This is a genomic window from Sorangium sp. So ce362, assembly GCF_051519845.1.
Classification (GTDB): domain Bacteria; phylum Myxococcota_A; class Polyangia; order Polyangiales; family Polyangiaceae; genus Sorangium.
Map to the genome: position 1 here is coordinate 3,405,389 of NZ_CP150332.1, position 17,009 is coordinate 3,422,397.

Sequence of the window (17,009 nt, forward strand, 5' to 3'; positions counted from 1 at the left end):
GCGGACCTCCCTGGGCTGTGTATAATGTACACAGTTATGTGTGTGGTATACGCAGTTGAGCGATGGCTGTCAAACCAAAGAGGCGTCGAAAGACGGCGACGGAGTACAGCGGGGGCGGCGACGCCGTGCGCAGCCTCGAGCTCCTCTGGGGGGCCAGGAAGCGGCCGAACCGGGGGCCCAAGCCGGGCCTGAGCCTCGATCAGATCGTGCGGGCGGCCATCGAGCTCGCGGACGGCGAGGGGCTCTCGGCGCTGTCGATGCAGCGGGTCGCCGCGAAGCTCGGGTTCACCACGATGTCGCTCTACCGGTACGTGCCGAGCAAGGCCGAGCTCCTGGATCTCATGCTGGACGCCGTGGCGGCGGAGCTGCCCCTCGTCGACGGCGTCCCCGGGGGATGGCGGGCCAAGCTGGAGGCGTCGGCGCTCGCGGACTGGGCGCTCTACCACCGCCACCCGTGGTTCTTGCTCGTGACGCCGGTGCGCCCCGTGATGGGCCCGAACGGGATGGCGGCGTACGACGCGGAGCTCCGCGCGGTCTGCGGGATCGGCCTCACCGACCGCGAGGTGCTCGCCGCCGTCCACCTCGTCGACGGGTACACCCGAGGCGCGGCGAGGCTCTCGGTGGACGCGGTCGAGGCCGAGCACGAGACCGGCGTCACCGACGAGCAGTGGTGGTCCGAGCGCGCGTACTTCTGGGACAGGCTCTTCGACCCGGGCCGCCTCCCGACGATGGCGAAGCTGATGCGCTCGGGCGCCTTCGACGCGCACCCCTTCGCGGAGGACGTCTTCCTGTTCGGCCTGCAGCGCGTGCTCGACGGCATCGAGGCGCTCGTCCGGACGCGCGCCGGCCAGTGTGATGAAAGTCCCGAAGCGTCACGATCCCCGGCGCGCCTCTGTGACGAAACTGCCGACGATGCCTCTCCGCGTGACGAGGGGCCGACGTGCGCGCAGTGCGGCGGCGAGATCGCCCAGCCTGCCACGGGGCGGCCGCGGGCTTACTGCTCGCGGGCTTGCCAGCAGCGCGCGTACCGGGCGCGCAACGCGTCGGACGGACGGTGATCGTCGCCCGTCCGCGCCCGCCGCGCCCCGGTGGCGGGCGCGGCGGCGCCCTCTCAGCGCGCCGCCAGCATCCAGGCCGGCGCCCACCAGTAGCGGTGCAGCAGCCGGCGGTCGACGCGCGCGAAGCCGGCCTCGCGCAGCAGCGCCGCCCAGTCGTCGATGGGGTGCTCGAACGTGGTGCGGGTGGCGCCGCGGTCCGCATAGCCGAAGAGCACCGGCATCAGGAAGCCCTGCGCCACCGTGTCGAGGTCGGCGCCGGCATACTCGGCCAGCCCATCGCGGTAGCGCTCGAGCACGTGCCGCGCGGTGTCCGGCGACAGCGGCTCGTCCATGCGCGGCGCGTCGAACTCGGCGAGGAGCAGCAGATCGCAATGCGCGCGCGCCCAGCGGAGCAGCGCCGGCCTCTCCGCCGGACCGAGCGCGTGCAGGCAGAAGGTCGCCTGCGCCACCGCCCAGCGCCGCGACGCCATGTCGGGGTCGGCGACGAGATCCTGGAGACGCCCTGGGAATGCCTCGAAGTCGACCCCCCGCGCGGAGAGCGCCGCGGCACATCGCTCGAGCAGCGGCGCCGCCGGCTCCACCACGGTTGCCCGCCGCACCGCCGGCGTCAGCGCGGGTAGCAGCGCCATCCCATCGCCGGCGCCTATATCGAGCAGATCGAACGGCGCCTCCGGGTACTCGCTGGCCAGCGCCGCGCTGGTCTCCCGGTAGAGCGGCACGTTGCCGCCCCCGCGGATGAAGGCGGTGAATCCCTCCGCGGACACGTAGACGTTGCGCTTCCCCTCTTGGGCGACCCGCTCGAGGTGCGCCGCGGCCGCATGGAACAAGAGATCCCCCGGCGAGGCCTCGCGGGCGCGCGCGGCGAAGGCCGCGGCGTCCGCGTAGCGCTCGTCGGAGAACGCCAGCATCGCGAGGTAGCCAAGGTCCTCCGGCGACGGCGCGGCGACGGCGGCCGCCGCCTCGTCGAGCCCGGCGGCGCGGTAACGATCCCAGATCCTGTCCAGCATGGCGGAAGCTTACCGTCGCACCGGCGACCTCGTGGGCTGGATTCGGGGCCAATCGAGGCGGAGCCGAGTCGCCGGATCGATCATTCCGCCCGGCGAGCTTACCCGAAACGAGGTTCCCTCCGGCGTGATCCATGAATCCATGGAATCAGCGTCCCCATCCACAGCACGTGGACGGGCTGGCGCTCGGCGGGCGAGGGGACGCCGGCGCCCGCCCGCGACGCGCGCGTGACGCCATGACGGCACCTCGGGGCGGGTCGAATGAACCCCAAGGGTCGTGCCGCTCGCTTCCGCTTGCATCAAATATTTACACCTCGTACCCTCGGCGCGCGCTCGTATCGCGCCTGATGTGGGGGTGCCGTCATTTGCCCAGAGCGGTTCATATGAAAACAACTCCGACGATCGCCGAGCTCGAGCACGAGATTGCCGCGCTGCGGCAGCGCGTTGCCGAGCTGGAGATCCCCGCGCGCCGCTATCAGGCGCTGCTCGACGGGGGCATCGTGAGCATGATGATCTACGATCGCGAGAGCCGCGCGCTCGAGGTGAATCGCCGGTGGGAGCAACTCTGGAATCTGCGCCTCGGGGATCTCACCGAGTGGCGGTTGCTGGCGGATGAGCAGGTGTCCGCCAATGGGTCGATGCCCCTCGTCGAGCGGGCGTTCTTGCGGGGCGAGGCCACGGCGTTGCCTACCATACGCTATGATCCGGTCCAGGCGGAACCGCTCCAGGTCGATCCCGGCGGCCAGCCCCGAGATCAGCGCTTCACCACGGGTGACGCTCCGTGCAATTTCCGGATCGAAGCGGCCTGATCATCAAAACGAGAGGCCGGCGCCGAGGTGGAGCGTCCAGGTGACCGCGGGCACCTCGTGAATGAGCTGCGCCGGGCTCTCGAACACGAACGAGCGCCGCACCAGCGAGAACTGCGGTCCACCTTGCACGTCGACGCGCACGAGCGCGCCGGGCGAGACGGTCACGCGCGCGAGGAGCCCGAGGCTGGCCCAGGGCACGGTGACCTCGTTCACCTCGACGATCGTCGCGCCGACCAGCCCGCTGCCGTGGAGAAAGCCGGCCTCGGCGCCCGCGCAGGGCGCGAGCGCGAGCCAGCGCGCCGGGCGGAGGAGGTCCGCGCAGGCGTCGAGCCGGCCGATGCCGCGGGTGAAGCGGGCGCCGCCCGGCCCGGCGTCGACGGCGCCGGAGGCGGCCATCTCGGCCGCGACGCGGAGCGAGGCGCTGACGCCAAGATCGGCGCGCAGCTCGAGGAAGGCCCCCCCGCCGAGGAGGACCTCGGGGGCGACCCCGGTCGCCGCGCTCGCCTGGAGGCCGAGCGTCCACCGGCGCTCCTCCAGCCGCGGCGGAGGCGGTGGCGGGGAGCGCGGGGCGACGGCGGCCGGTGACGCTGGGCGGGCCGGGAGGGCGGCGCGCGGCGGGCTCGCCGGTCGCGCCGCGTCACCGCCGGCGAGAGCCGCCGCCCCGGCGGGGTTTGCAGCCGCGGCGGACCCGGCCGCGGCGCTCGCCGCCCCGGCGGGGTCCGGAACCTCGGACGAGCTCGGCTCCGCGGCCTGCAGCTGCGGGGCGAGGGAAGCGGTGGGGTCGATCCTGAGGGCCGTGATGAGCGCCAGCGCTGCGACGACCTCCGCGCAGGTGGAGCCGCCGACCTCCCGGACACGCGCTCTCTCCTCCCTGCCGAGGGTGATCCGGCCGCGGCTCGCGCCCCCGCTCCGCGTGATGTGCACGCGCACCTCGAGCGCCGCCTCGTCCGGCGCGGCGGCTCGCGCGCGGCTCGTGCGCGCGAGCAGCTCGCGCAGGAACGCCTCGGCGCTGGGACAGCCCTCGTGGGCCTCGTACGAGATGCGCAGGTGCGGGACCTCCGCGCGCGCGTCGGACCCGGCCAGGGCGCCGGCGAGCACGACGGCGGCTGCGAGCCAGCGCGGGTGGAGCACGGCGCTCTCGAACGGTCGCACGGCGGGGCAGGGTACACCGAGCCGCCGTCCGTGGCGGCGCCGATGCGACGGCAAGCGCGACAGGCCGCAGGAAGACGCCGTCCTCTCCCCGGGGCGTTTCCAGCACCTGATCCCACGTCGCCTCAACAATCGCTCGCTCCGGTGAGGCGCTCGAGCCGAGCCTCATGAAAGCAGAGGGCGCCGGCAACCTCCATCCTGTCTCTTCTCTCCTTCATCACGCCTCTGTCCACCAGCGTGCCCTCGTGTCTGGATCTCCTCTCCTGTTCATGTCGCGGCGCCAGAGCCGCGCTGACGAGGGCGGCTGCGCTCTGTGCGCATCACCCTGGCCGCGAGCTCCCCGCCAGCCATGGCCCCTGTTCCGTGCTCCGGCCTGCTGTGGCTGGAGCTGCAGGCCGCGCGCCGCGCAGGCTTGCGATGGGTTTCGAATATTCTGTACAGAGCGGATTGGTGGCGACCGCTGCCGCTCTGCGGCATGCCGCGGCGTTTCGAGGTAGGACCTGCGCGGGACACCGCCTCCGGAGGGAAAGCGCTGCCGTTCGATCGGCTCACGGTTTTACCGAAAGTGGCCGGCGGCGCGTGAATAGAGCATCCTCTCTGCGCCATGTCTGTTTTATTACAGCCGAGCGCCTCGCCCGAGCCCGGCATGAAGGAGGCGCTCCGCCAGAGCGAGGAGCGCTTCCGGCTGCTCGTCGAGAGCGTGAAGGACTACGCGATCTTCATGCTCGATCCGCAGGGCGTCGTCACGTCCTGGAACCTCGGGGCGGAGGAGCTCAAGGGCTACAAGGCCGACGAGATCCTCGGCCAGCATTTCTCGCGGTTCTACCAGGAGGCGGACGTCCGCGCCGGCAAATGCGCCTGGGAGCTCGCGACCGCCGAGCGCGATGGGCGGGTAGAGGATGAGGGATGGCGCATCCGCAAGGATGGCACGCGGTTCTGGGCCAGCGTCGTCATCACGGCGCTCCGCGGCCCGGGCGGGGAGCTCGTCGGGTTCGCGAAGGTCACGAGGGACCTCACCGAGCGGCGCCGCGCCGAGGAGGAGCGCCTCCGCCTCGCGCAGGAGCAGGAGGCGAATCGCATGAAGGACGAGTTCCTCGCGACGGTCTCGCACGAGCTCAGGACGCCGCTCAACGCGATCCTCGGGTGGTCGTCGCTCCTGTGCGACAGCGTGACCGACCCCGCGACAGCGAAGGCCCTCGAGACGATCCGGCGAAACGCGCAGGCGCAGGCCAGGATCGTGGAGGACGTGCTCGACGTCTCGCGCATCATCACCGGCAAGATGCGCATCGAGACCAGGCCGATGAGCCTCGCGGCCGTCGTGACCGAGGCGCTCGAGGTCGTCCGACCGGCCGCGCAGGCGAAGAGCATCGAGCTCTCGGTGCAGGGCGCCGAGCGCCCCCTCCTGCTCCTCGGGGACCCGACGCGGCTCCAGCAGGTGATGTGGAACCTCCTGTCCAACGCGGTGAAGTTCGCCGAGACGGGGGGACATGTCCGCGTGCGCCTCGAGCAGGTCGGGTCGAGCATCGACCTCGCCGTGCACGACGACGGACGCGGAATCGAGCCCGCGATGATCCCCCACGTGTTCGAGCGGTTCTGGCAGGCCGACAGCTCGATCACCCGCAGGCTAGGCGGGCTGGGGCTCGGGCTGTCGATCGTCCGCCACATCGTCGAGCTCCACGGTGGCACCGTCTCGGCCCAGAGCGCCGGGCTGGGCCAGGGGGCGAGCTTCTTCGTCACGCTGCCCGTGCGGGAGACGGCGCCCGTCGCCGAGCAGGGCCCGAACACCGTTGCCGGGGCGGCCGCTCGGCAGGCAGCGCGAGAGCAGCTGGACGGCCTCCGCGTGCTCGTCGTGGACGACGAGCCGGACGCGCGCGAGCTCGTCAACGCCGTGCTCTGCCAGAGCGGGGCGGAGGTGCACGTCGCGGGCTCCGCGTCCGAAGCGCTCGGCGCGCTCGCCGCGGCGAGGCCGCACGTCATCGTGAGCGACATCGGCATGGCCGAGCAAGACGGCTACGCGTTCCTGCGGAGCGTGCGGGCGATGTCGCGGGACGCCGGGGGGGAGACGCCGGCGATCGCGCTCACGGCCTACACGGGCGGCACGAGCCAGCGGCTCGCCTTCGAGGCGGGCTACGACGAGCACCTCGGAAAGCCGGTCAACCCGGAGGACCTGGTGAGGCTCGTCCAGAAGCTCGGGCATCGCGGGCCCTAGCCGGAGCTGTCGCGCGCGGGTATCGCCGAGCAACGCCGTGACGGTCGGCCGGTAGACGTCGAGGGGGATGCGGGGATCGAGCGCGATATCGCCGACGACCGCCGGCGTCCGATTCTGCATCACCCACCCGCTGACGCAGCTCGACATCGGGAATCGTCTTCCCTGCCAGAGCGAGGAAATCGCATCTTCCTGGGCATCATGGCAGAGCTCACCGTCGCGGAGGACGAGCGACGCACCGTCGGCGCCGGTGAGCTCCCTGACGGCTCGGGCTGCGATTGTCAGACGCGATCCATTGAATGGTATTTGTCCTTGGAGTTCGCTCACGGAACGTGCTATCGTGTCAAGTCAGCCTTCTTGATTCAAGAGTCCACCGGGGGTTCGCGCCTTCACGCCGGTCCCGCGCCTGATGTCATCGTGATCCTGGGGTCTGCGGTCCACGCGCGACGGTGAACCACGGTGAAAGGAGAGCTATGCTCAGGTCCTTTGCATTCGTGCTTGCTGGTACGGTAGTCCTCGGGGTCTCGTCGCCGGCACACGCGACGTCGTCGGTCCTCGTCGAGGGGGCGCGGCTGCACGGCGCCAACGGGATGAACGTGGGACCGGACGGCCGGCTGTACGTCGCGAGCCTGCTCGGCGATGAGATCGCCGTCGTGAACCGCAAGAGCGGGGCTGTCGTGGGGCGGCTCGACGGGTCGGACGGGGTCGACGGTCCGGACGACCTCACGTTCGGCCCGGATGGCTCGCTCTACTGGACGTCGCTCCTCACCGGGAACGTCGTGCGGCGCTCGCCGTCGGGCGCCATCACCCAGCAGCACGTCGCGCCGGGGGTCAATCCCATCACCTTCTCCGATACGGGGAGGCTCTTCGTGGCGCTCGACTTCCTCGGGGACGGGCTCTACGAGCTCGATCCGGATCTGTCGGATCCGCCGCGCTTCATCGCGGGGAACCTCGGCTTCCTGAACGGCATGGACTGGGGGCCTGACGGCAGGTTGTACGGGCCAATCTGGACGCAGGGCAGGGTGGTCAGCATCGATGTGGACTCCTGCACCGGCGCGGTCGACCCGGAGGTGGAGTGCGATCTCCAGACGGTCGCCGACGGCTTCTTCATCCCCGCGGCGGTCAAGTTCGACGGGCTCGGCCGGCTCCACGCGGTCGATCAGGACGGCGAGGTGGTGCGGATCGACGTCCTGACCGGCGACAAGGAGGTCCTCGCGGTGCTCCCGGTCGGCCTCGACAACCTCGCCTTCGACGCGCAGGACAACCTCTATGTCTCGAGCGCCGCCGACGGCTTCGTCGTCCGGATCGCGCCGGACGGGCAGGTGCGCACGCTGCTACGGGGCGGCCTTGTGCTGCCCGGCGGCCTGGCCGTGCTGAGCGAGGGAGGGGCCGAGTCGGTCTATCTCGGCGACACGGCCTCGCTCCGGAGGTTCGACGGCGACACGGGCGAGCAGCTCGGCGTCGAGCCGTCGTTCCTGGGCTTCTCGGAGCTGCACGGGCCCTCCACGGTGTCGGCCGACGGCCCGGAGTTGATCTTCAGCTCGTGGTTCGCCAGCGTGGTTCAGGTCTACGACACGACGACGGCCTCGGTCGTCGAGACCTACAGCGATTTCGCGACGCCGCTCAACGCGGTCCGGCTCCAGGGAGATCTCGTGGTGGCCGAGCTCGGCGCGGGGCCGGGCGCGGGGCGCGTCGTCCGCCAGACCAGCGGCGGGCGCGTGACGCTCGCGCCGGTGGCCGTGCCATCGGGCCTCGCCGTGGCGGGCGGCGACCTCTGGGCCGCCGACTGGGCCGCCGGCGCGGTCCTCCAGCTGGTGTCCGGCGGCGTGACGCTCTCTCCGCCGCTCGAGGTGGCCGCCGGCCTGTGGCAGCCCGAGGGAATGGCGGTCGATCTGGACGGCTCCCTGCTCGTCGTGGAGAGCGGGAGGCGCCGCCTCCTCCGCGTCGATCCGTCGACGGGACACACCTCGATCGTGGCAAAGCACCTCGCGGTGGGGCTCGAGGCGATCACCGGGACGGTGCCGACCTACGGGATGAGCAGCGTCGCCGTCGGCGCGTCGGGCGCGATCTACGTCTCCGGCGACAAGGGCAACGTCCTCTATCGGTTCTGAGCGGTCGGACCATCCGTACGGCGCGGCGATCGCGACGGAGCGCCTGCTCGGGCTCGCGGGCGGTCCCCCTGTCGGCCCGGGCCTCCACCACCCGGAGAGCGTGCTCGACCCCGCGAGCGTCGTCGCGCGGCTCGAGGAGCTCGGCGCGCGCGTTCGCCGCAGCGCGAACCGCCACGGAGCGTGACGCGGGAGGGTCCCGGCTTGACAGGTCTCGGCGGCGCGGAAGATCCTCCGCCGAGATCGCGCGCCACGTCGCCGCGATCGACCGGGGGAGGGATGCATGCGTGGCTTTGCTGTCGAGTGGCTTGCCCTGCGGGAGCCGGTGGACCAGCGCTCGCGGAGCGGGGACCTGTCGAGCGCGCTCGCCGCCCGCCTGGGCGCGCGCGCCCAGATCTCCGTGGTCGATCTCGGCGCCGGCACCGGCTCCAATCTGCGCGCGACGGCGCCGCTGCTCGGGCCTGAGCAGCGCTGGACGCTCGTCGACCACGACGGCGCGCTCCTCGCGGCGGCGCGGGCGGCGCTCACGCAATGGGCCGAGACAACCGTCGAGGACGGCGAGCCGCTTGTCGTCGAGAAGGCGGGCAGGCGCATCACGGTCTCGTTCCAGCGCGCCGACCTCGCCGCCGATCTCCCCGCCGCGCTGGGCCGCGCGCCGGACCTCGTCACGGCGTCGGCCCTCTTCGATCTCGTCTCCCCGGAGCGCATCGTCCACTTCGCCGCTCAGGCCGCCGCGCGCCGCGCCGTCTGTTACGTCGCGCTCACCTACAACGGCGTCCAGCGCTGGTCGCCGAGCCATCCGGCGGACAGCGCCATGGCGGCCGCGTTCCACCGCCATCAGAGGACGGACAAGGGCTTCGGCGCGGCCGCCGGTCCGGCGGCGCCCCAGCACCTCGCCGAGCAGCTCCGGCGGCGGGGCTACGAGGTGCTGGAGGGCGACAGTCCCTGGGTGCTCGGCGCCGCCGACGCGGCGCTCCTCGGGGAGCTGCAGAGCGGCTTCGCGCAGGCCGTCAGCGACGTGGGCACCCTCGATGCCCTCGATGCCCTCGATGCCAGAACGCTCGATGCCTGGTCGCGGCTCAGGCGTACCGGCGGGGTGGTCGGCCACACCGATCTGCTCGCGTTCCCGCCCTGAGCCGTCTTGCTTTTTCTCGACCCTCGGACTAGAGGACCAGGCCGACCTCGAGGCGTGGAATGCGTTCCGGCGCGCGCGATGCCGCCCGGGGGGCCCACGCGGGCAGGTGCGACGTTCGAGCGTCTCGGATCCGCGAGATGACCATGCCTGTCGGTCTCTGCTCGTCGCCCGCGAAGAGACTGCGACGGTCGGGCGGTTCGGGCTCAGCAAGGAGGCAATCGTGATGGATCGCCAGTTCATCCATGTGCGCGGCGCGCGCGAGAACAACCTCAAGGACGTCTCGCTGAACATCCCCAAGCAGAAGATCACGGTGTTCACCGGCGTCTCCGGCTCCGGCAAGTCCTCGCTGGTCTTCGACACCATCGCCGCCGAGGCGCAGCGCCAGCTGAACGAGACCTTCACCGCGTTCGTGCAAGGCTTCCTGCCGCACCACGGCCAGCCCGACGTCGATCACATCGAGCACCTGAACGCGCCGATCATCATCGATCAGAAGCGGGTCGGCGGCGGCTCGCGCTCGACGGCGGGCACCTACACGGACATCGCCGCGCTGCTGCGGCTGCTCTTCTCGCGGGTCGGGCAGCCCGCTGCGGGGGCGGCCTTTGCCTTTTCGTTCAACACCCCGCAGGGGATGTGCCCGGAGTGCGAGGGCATCGGCAAGACCGTCCAGCTCGATCTGGACAGGCTCCTCGACCGCAGCAAGTCCCTGAACGGCGGGGCGATCCTGCACCCGGACTTCAAGGTCGGGAAGTGGATGTGGAAGATGTACCCGCTCTCGGGCCTCTTCGACAGCGACAAGCCGATCGAGGACTACACCGAAGAGGAGCTGCGCGCCCTCTTGTACGGCGCTGACGTGAAGGTCTCGTTCGGCGAGTTCGGCTCGAAGTACGAGGGCCTCGTCGAGCGCTTCACCCGCATGTACATGAAGAAGGACGCGGCGGCGATGTCCGAGCGCAACCGGGCGGTCTTCGAGCAGTTCACCACCTCGCAGACGTGCCCGGTGTGCCACGGCGCGAGGCTCAACCAGGCGGCCCTGAGCTGCAGGATCCACGGCCGGAACATCGCCGAGCTCTCCGACCTGGAGGCGACGGAGCTGATCAAGCTCCTGCGAGACCTCACCGACCCGGTCGCCATGAGGCTGGCCGCCAGGCTCATCGAGCGCTTGCAGCACCTCGTGGACATCGGCCTCGGTTACCTGAGCCTCGGCCGGGAGACCTCCACCCTGTCCGGCGGCGAGTCGCAGCGCTTGAAGATGATCCGGCACCTCGGAAACAGCCTGACCGACATGCTGTATATCCTCGACGAGCCCAGCGTGGGGCTGCACGCGCGCGACGTCGCCCGCCTGAACCGCCTGCTCCAGGAGCTGCGCGACAAGGGCAATACCGTGCTGGTCGTCGAGCACGATCCAGACGTGATGGCGATCGCCGATCACGTGGTGGACATCGGCCCGAAGGCAGGAGTGCACGGCGGTGAGGTGGTCTTCGAGGGGAGCTACGAAACCCTCAAGAATACCGATACCCTGACTGGAAAATTCCTGAAACAACACCTGCCGATCAAGCGGAAGGTCCGGCAGCCCACCGGGCAGAGGGTCATCAAGAACGCCACCCTGCACAACCTGAAGAACGTCACGGTGAGCATCCCCACCGGCGTGCTGACCGTCGTGACGGGGGTCGCCGGCTCCGGCAAGAGCACGTTGATCAACGATGTCTTCCTGGAGCAGCACCCGGAGGCGATCGTGATCGACCAGTCCCGGGTGACGGCCAACAGCCGCTCTGCTCCTTGCACCTATACCGGGATCATGGATGATATCCGGCAGGCGTTCGCCAAGGCGAACAAGGTGAGCGCCTCGCTCTTCAGCTTCAACTCGGAGGGCAGCTGCCCGAGCTGCAACGGTCTGGGCGTGGTCTACACCGATCTCGCGTTCATGGAGGGCATCGTCTCCACCTGCGAGATCTGCGAGGGCAAGCGCTTCAAGTCCGAGGTGCTGGCGTACAGCCTGCGCGGCAAGACGATCAGCGACGTGCTGGACATGACGGTGGAGGAAGCCCTGGCCTTCTTCGCCGAGAAGAAGATCAAGGCCGTGGTGCAGGCCATGAACGACGTGGGGCTGGGCTACCTGAAGCTCGGTCAGCCGCTCAGCACGATGTCGGGCGGCGAGGGGCAGCGCCTGAAGCTCGCCACCGAGCTCCACAAGCAGGGCAGCGTCTACGTGATGGACGAGCCCACCACCGGGCTGCACCTCTCCGACATCGGGCTGCTGATGGGCATCATCGACCGGCTGGTGGACGCCAGGAACACGGTGGTCCTGATCGAGCATCACCTGGACGTCATCCGGCAGGCCGACTGGATCATCGATCTCGGCCCGGAGGGCGGCAGGGCGGGTGGCGAGGTGCTGTTCGCGGGGCCGCCGTACGAGCTGAAGGGCTGCGAGCGGAGCATCACGGCGAAGTTCATCTGAGGGCGCCTCCACGCCGGGACCCCCTGTGCGTGACAGGCACATGCCGACCCCATCGACCGCCGGAGACTCTGTTTCTTCCTGGGCAGCGCCGGGGAGCCGGCGGCCGCGACCCGACCGGGGTTGAGACGAGACCGGCCGGGCGATCACTTCCTTCGATACGCGCCGGGCGTCGTCCCCGTGCGACGCTTGAACGCCGTCGTGAGATGCCCCTGATTGGAGAAGCCACAGGCCAGAGCGATCTCGGCGATGGACAGCCGCTCGTCCCGGAGCATGGTCATCGCCATCTCGATGCGGCGTGAAAGCACGTACTGATAGGGAGTCTGGTGAAAGGCGTGCTTGAACAGGCGCGAGAAATGGTCCGGCGAGTAGCCCACCAGCCCCGCCAGGTCGACGAGCCCGAAGTTCGAGGAGAGCTCGCTGTCCACGAACTTCTCGATCTGAGCGCGCTGGCTGCTCGAGAGGCTCGCGGCGCGCAGCGAGATCTCCGCCTTGGCCCCCGCGCCGTACCGAGCCGAAAGGTAGGAAGCCAGCGCCAAGGAGAGCGACTGCACGTAGACGGCGCCAAAGTACTCCTGCCCCTCGGCCTGGGCCTGCAGGCGATGGACCAGGTCGACCACGTGGGCGTCGATCAAACCAAACCGTGGGCCCCGCTCCAGGACCAAGACGGCGGAAGGAGACGAACAAAGAGCCGACATGGAGGCCTGGGGAAAGTTCACCGACGTGCACACGGACGGCCGCCCCCGCCACGCGACGCTGTGGAGCGTGGTCCTCCGCGGCAAGAGGTCGATCATGCCCGAGAGCCGCTCGAAGGAATGCTCCCGGACCTCTCCCGAGTTCGGCTCCGCGAAGCGAATGTCGATCTGCGAGGGGCCTCCCGCCCAGACCAGGACCGCATCCGACTCGCTGGAGAGTCCCTCGACCCGGCCGCTTTCGCGCATGTACCCGATCCGGAGAGGCAGCCCCACCCAGTCCGATCCGGTGAGAGCCGCTCCGTACTTCGCTGAAATTTCCGCTGTCATGCTCGGGGTCGACCCAGAGCATCGTCGACCTCGAGGAACACAGGGGTCAAGCCTTTCAGGCACGGGGCGTGCCCCAGCCCGCGCCTCAGCCCGCTTGCGCCGAGCGGATCGGACCCCGCGTGTCGAGATCCTGAAAACCTTCGCCGGGAATTTGAACGACGTCGCCGCGAGCGCTGCGTAGCCTTCCGCCACTTCCTCACACAGGCCGCGCGGGCGGTGGGGCATCGAGCCAAGCGCTCGCCAGTCTTCTGCCCAATATACAATTTTCTACCTTCGGTCGCCTGCGACCGGGAGCTCTGCTCACATGTCTACCTCGACCTCTCCGCTGCTCGTCCGCCGTGGTGCATCCGGCGCCTTCGCCCGCGGGATTTCGCTCGCGAGCCTCCTCCTTGTCGGTTCCCTGGCCTGCTCCAGCTCTTCGGATGGGTCGTCCGATGGCTCGGGTGGGTCTGGAGCGGCCTCCTCCGGCGGCGCCACGACGGGCGGGGCTGGGGCCACGGGAGGCGCCTCGACCACGAGCGGGGCGGGCAGCACGACGGGGACCGGTGGCTCCGCTTCCAGCAGCTCGAGCGGAGCCGGAGGGGGCGGGGACGGAGGAAGCGGCGGCGGCGCGACGGGAACGTCGAGCGCGGGTGGGGGCTCTCCCGATCCAGGGTTCCAGCCTTGCCCCGCGACGGGCCCCTGCAAGGTCCTGCCCCTCGGGGACTCGATCACCTTCGGTCTCGGCTTCGATGGCGGGTACCGGGTCGAGCTCTTCCGCCTGGCCCGGCAAGACGACCACGAGATCACCTTCACGGGCACGCAGCAGATGAACGGACCGTCGATGGTCGATGGCGCGCCGTTCCCCCGCAATCACGAGGGGATCAGCGGACAGACCATCGCCCAGATCGCCGGTCGTGTGCCGAGCCCGGCGCTCAACGAGATGCCGCACATCGTGCTGCTCCACGCGGGCACCAATGACATGTATCAGTCCCCGAACGGCGCCGACACCCGCCTGGGCGCTCTCCTGGACGAGCTGATCGCCGAGGCGCCCGACGCGCTGATCGTCGTGAGCAACATCATTCCTTTTCCGGGCGGCGCAAGCGCGGTCAATACGTTCAACGCCACCGTCCCCGGGCTTGTCGAGGCGCGAGCCAGCGCGGGCGCGCACATCGTTTACGTCGACCAGTTCGCGGGTTTCCCCACGTCCGAGCTCGGCGACGGGGTCCATCCCAATCAGGCGGGTTACGCCCGGATGGCGGGCGCCTGGTACGACGCGATCTCCGACTACCTGAGGTGAGCCGGCCGGGGGTCGGAGGCGAGCGCGCCTGGGCCGCGTGCGGCTCACGGCGCCCGAGCCGCGGCCCTCGGTTGCAATTGCAATCGAGGCACCTCCACTCCACCTGGCCTTCGGCTGGCACGCCGAACCGCTCCGCCGTGTGCTTCTCGAGGTCGCTCAGGTCCCCCGACGGCCGGGCGTTCTGGGTGCAGCAAGAGGATGGACGCGGTGGGGCGTCGTGCGCTCTCGGAGCACCGGCTCAGCGGATCCTTGCGATGCAGCGCAATGAAGGGTGGATCCGCGCGATCACCCCCCCGGCGGAGATGGCTCGGCCAGCACCGGTGGGGCGATCTCCGGGATCGCCCCACGCTACCGCGCGGGCGCGATCTCGGCGAACAGCCGCTCGTGGGCGGCGAGCATCGCCCCGAGGCTGAAGCGCGCGTCGAACGCCTGCGCGTTGCGCGCGCCCATCGCGGCGGCGGCCGCCGGATCGGACAGCAGCGCGAGGAGCCGATCGGCGAGCGCCCGGGGCTCCTCGGGGGCGACGAGGTAGCCGCCCGCGCCGTCCTCGAGCGCCTCCGGGACGCCGCCGACGCGGGTCGCGACGATCGGCTTTCCGGCGGCCATGGCCTCGAGGACCGCGAGCGGGAGCCCCTCCCAGCGGGACGAGAGGACATAGGCGTCGAGGCTCGCCATCACGTCGGGCACGTCGCTGCGCAGGCCGAGGAAGTGCACGCGCTCACGCGCCGCCATGCCGGCGCGCCGGGCCTCGAGATCGGGCCGGGCCGGCCCGTCTCCCGCGATCACCAGGTGGACGCGCGGGTCGCGCGCGAGGACCTCGCCGGCGGCGTCGAGCAGGACGTCGATGCCCTTCTGGCGCGACAGCACCGCGACCGTGCCGAGCACACGGGCCCCCTCGGGCAGCCGCAGCTCGGCGCGGAGGCGGTCGCCGCGCCCGGCCCGGACGCGCGCGCCGTCGATGCCGTTGTGGATCACCCGGATGGGCCTCCGGACGCCGAGATCGCGCCGGAGCCTGGTCGCCAGATCGTCGGAGACCGCGATGACCGCGTCGGCGAGACGCACGTAGTACCTGAACTTGCGCAGCGAGCGGGGGCTCGCGCTGTTGATCTCGTTGTGCTCCGAGTAGACGACGCGGGGGCGCGGCAGGAGCAGGCGCGACGAGACGCCGCCGAAGATGAGCGGGGCGAAGTTGTGGACGTGCACGACGTCGGCCCGGACGTCGCGGAGAAAGCCGCGGATCGCGAGGGGCAGCTCGGGATCCACGCGGGCGAAGCCGAGGTTCAGCCGCGGGCGGCGCCGCAGGACGAGCCGGCGCTCGGGCGGGAGGTCGACCTGATCGAAGAGCTTGCCGGGGGCGTCCAGGCAGACGAGCGACGGGTCGAAGCGGGCGCGATCGAGGCCGTTCAGGAGGCTGACGGCGACCTTCTCGAGGCCCCCGACGTCGAGGTTGATGACCACCGTGCACACGCTGATCTTCCGCATGGGGCCCGCCTCCCGCGGTCGTACCATGGCGCCGCGGCGCCGGGGAAATCGGGTGCGGCGCGCGCGGCGATCATGTAAAGCGGGGGCTCTGCGGCGGCTCCGGATCCTCCACCTGATGCCCTGTCGCTTCTGGGGCGGCCCGGAGCGGCAGACCGTGCAATCGGCGAGGATCCTGCGCGATCGCGGCGCGTGCGACGTCTCGTTCGCCGTGATCCCGCACCGGCAGGCGAAGGTCGCGGACAACCCGCTCGTCGTGGGGGCGCGCGCGGAGGGGTTCGAGGCCGAGCCGCTCGCGATGGCGCGGGGCTACGACCTGCTCGAGGGGGCGCGCCGGCTCCGCGCGATCGCGGCGCGGCTCCGGCCCGACGTTGTCTGCACGGTGAGCTACAAGGCGGACCTCCTGGCGCTCGGGCTGCGCGGGCGCGGCGCGCCGCGGGTGCTGGCCGTGGCGCGCGGGTGGACGGGCGAGGACCTGAAGGTGCGGCTCTTCGAGTGGGCCGATCGACGGACGCTGCGCTGGCACGACGGGGTCGTCGTCGTGTCGGAGGCGCAGCGCGCGCCGGTGCGGGCGTGCGGGGTGAGCGAGGCCCGGATCTTCCGGGTGCCCAACGCGATCGACCTGGATCGGATGCCGCCCCCGGTCCCCCGCGCGCAGCTGCTGGCGGAGCTCGGGCTCGGCGCGTCGACGCGGCTCATCGGCGCGGTGGGGCGGATCAGCCCCGAGAAGGGGCAGCGCTCGCTCGTGGAGGCGTTCGCGGCGGTGGCGCGCGCGGACGCGCAGGCCGCGCTCGTGCTGGTGGGCGACGGGCCGGACGAGGCCGTGGTGCGGGAGGAGGTGGCGGCGCGCGGGCTCGGCGAGCGCGCGCGGCTGCTCGGCCTGCGCCGGGATGGCGCGCAGCTCATCGGGGCGCTGGACGTGCTGGCGCTGCCGTCGCGCACCGAGGGGCTGCCGAACGTGGTGCTGGAGGCGTTCGCGTACGGGACGCCGGTCGTCGCGAGCGCCGTCGGCGGCGTGCCGGAGCTCGTGCTGGACGGCGAGACGGGGTGGCTCGTCCCGCCCGGGCAGCCGGACGCGCTGGCGCGGGCGCTGCTCGACGCGCTCGGGCGGCCGGAGGAGGCGGGGGCGCGGGCGACCCGCGCCAGGGCGCGGCTCCTGTCGCAGTTCACGGCGGAGCGGCAGGCCGAGGCGTGGCTCGAGGCGTTCGCCGCGGTGACCGGCGCCGCGGTGACCGGCGCCGCGGTGGCCTGAGCGGGCGGCGGGCGGCGCCCGCGTCCGCCGCGGCGCGCGGCCGATCTCCCGGGGGA

The 17,009-nt window shown here is 71.3% G+C and carries 12 protein-coding genes; 8 read left to right on the plus strand and 4 right to left on the minus strand.

The window, feature by feature from the left end; translation table 11 throughout:
• Window positions 1-62: 62 nt before the first annotated feature.
• Window positions 63-1,058, plus strand: coding sequence for a TetR/AcrR family transcriptional regulator (locus WMF17_RS13480; RefSeq protein ID WP_437602447.1), 996 nt, complete (start codon window positions 63-65; stop codon window positions 1,056-1,058).
• A gap of 53 nt (window positions 1,059-1,111) precedes the next feature.
• Here the strand turns inward: WMF17_RS13480 and WMF17_RS13485 are convergent, their stop codons facing one another.
• Window positions 1,112-2,065, minus strand: a complete 954-nt coding sequence (locus tag WMF17_RS13485) for a class I SAM-dependent methyltransferase (protein ID WP_437649765.1) — start codon at window positions 2,063-2,065, stop codon at window positions 1,112-1,114.
• Window positions 2,066-2,427: 362 nt separating this feature from the next.
• On the opposite strand from WMF17_RS13485, the gene WMF17_RS13490 reads away from it, so the two are divergent.
• Window positions 2,428-2,871 (plus strand): hypothetical protein, encoded by a 444-nt coding sequence (locus WMF17_RS13490; RefSeq protein WP_437649767.1) that lies wholly within the window; start codon window positions 2,428-2,430, stop codon window positions 2,869-2,871.
• Between the two features lie 3 nt (window positions 2,872-2,874).
• Here WMF17_RS13490 and WMF17_RS13495 read toward each other — a convergent pair whose 3' ends face one another.
• Window positions 2,875-4,023 carry a hypothetical protein gene (locus tag WMF17_RS13495; RefSeq protein ID WP_437602450.1) on the minus strand — a complete coding sequence of 383 codons (1,149 nt, stop codon included), beginning with the start codon at window positions 4,021-4,023 and terminating at the stop codon, window positions 2,875-2,877.
• 601 nt (window positions 4,024-4,624) lie between these two features.
• Here WMF17_RS13495 and WMF17_RS13500 point away from each other — a divergent pair.
• The 4 genes from WMF17_RS13500 to WMF17_RS13515 all read left to right on the plus strand — a co-directional run bounded on the left by WMF17_RS13500 (window position 4,625) and on the right by WMF17_RS13515 (window position 11,924).
• Complete coding sequence (locus WMF17_RS13500; protein ID WP_437649768.1) at window positions 4,625-6,229, plus strand: hybrid sensor histidine kinase/response regulator; 1,605 nt, start codon at window positions 4,625-4,627, stop codon at window positions 6,227-6,229.
• Between the two features lie 491 nt (window positions 6,230-6,720).
• On the plus strand, window positions 6,721-8,337 hold the full coding sequence (locus WMF17_RS13505) for a hypothetical protein (RefSeq protein WP_437649770.1): 1,617 nt from the start codon (window positions 6,721-6,723) through the stop codon (window positions 8,335-8,337).
• Window positions 8,338-8,617: 280 nt separating this feature from the next.
• Entirely contained in the window at window positions 8,618-9,469 is an 852-nt protein-coding gene (locus tag WMF17_RS13510; protein ID WP_437649772.1) for a class I SAM-dependent methyltransferase, read from the plus strand.
• 223 nt (window positions 9,470-9,692) lie between these two features.
• Window positions 9,693-11,924, plus strand: coding sequence for an ATP-binding cassette domain-containing protein (locus WMF17_RS13515; RefSeq protein WP_437651339.1), 2,232 nt, complete (start codon window positions 9,693-9,695; stop codon window positions 11,922-11,924).
• Between the two features lie 143 nt (window positions 11,925-12,067).
• On the opposite strand, the gene WMF17_RS13520 is transcribed toward WMF17_RS13515, so the two are convergent.
• Window positions 12,068-12,862 (minus strand): helix-turn-helix transcriptional regulator, encoded by a 795-nt coding sequence (locus WMF17_RS13520; RefSeq protein ID WP_437649773.1) that lies wholly within the window; start codon window positions 12,860-12,862, stop codon window positions 12,068-12,070.
• 385 nt (window positions 12,863-13,247) lie between these two features.
• On the opposite strand from WMF17_RS13520, the gene WMF17_RS13525 reads away from it, so the two are divergent.
• Window positions 13,248-14,222, plus strand: a complete 975-nt coding sequence (locus WMF17_RS13525) for an SGNH/GDSL hydrolase family protein (RefSeq protein WP_437649775.1) — start codon at window positions 13,248-13,250, stop codon at window positions 14,220-14,222.
• 348 nt (window positions 14,223-14,570) lie between these two features.
• Here WMF17_RS13525 and WMF17_RS13530 read toward each other — a convergent pair whose 3' ends face one another.
• On the minus strand, window positions 14,571-15,704 hold the full coding sequence (locus WMF17_RS13530; protein WP_437649776.1) for a glycosyltransferase: 1,134 nt from the start codon (window positions 15,702-15,704) through the stop codon (window positions 14,571-14,573).
• Between the two features lie 115 nt (window positions 15,705-15,819).
• Between WMF17_RS13530 and WMF17_RS13535 the strand changes: the two genes are divergently transcribed.
• Window positions 15,820-16,953, plus strand: coding sequence for a glycosyltransferase (locus WMF17_RS13535; RefSeq protein WP_437649778.1), 1,134 nt, complete (start codon window positions 15,820-15,822; stop codon window positions 16,951-16,953).
• Window positions 16,954-17,009: the final 56 nt, after the last annotated feature.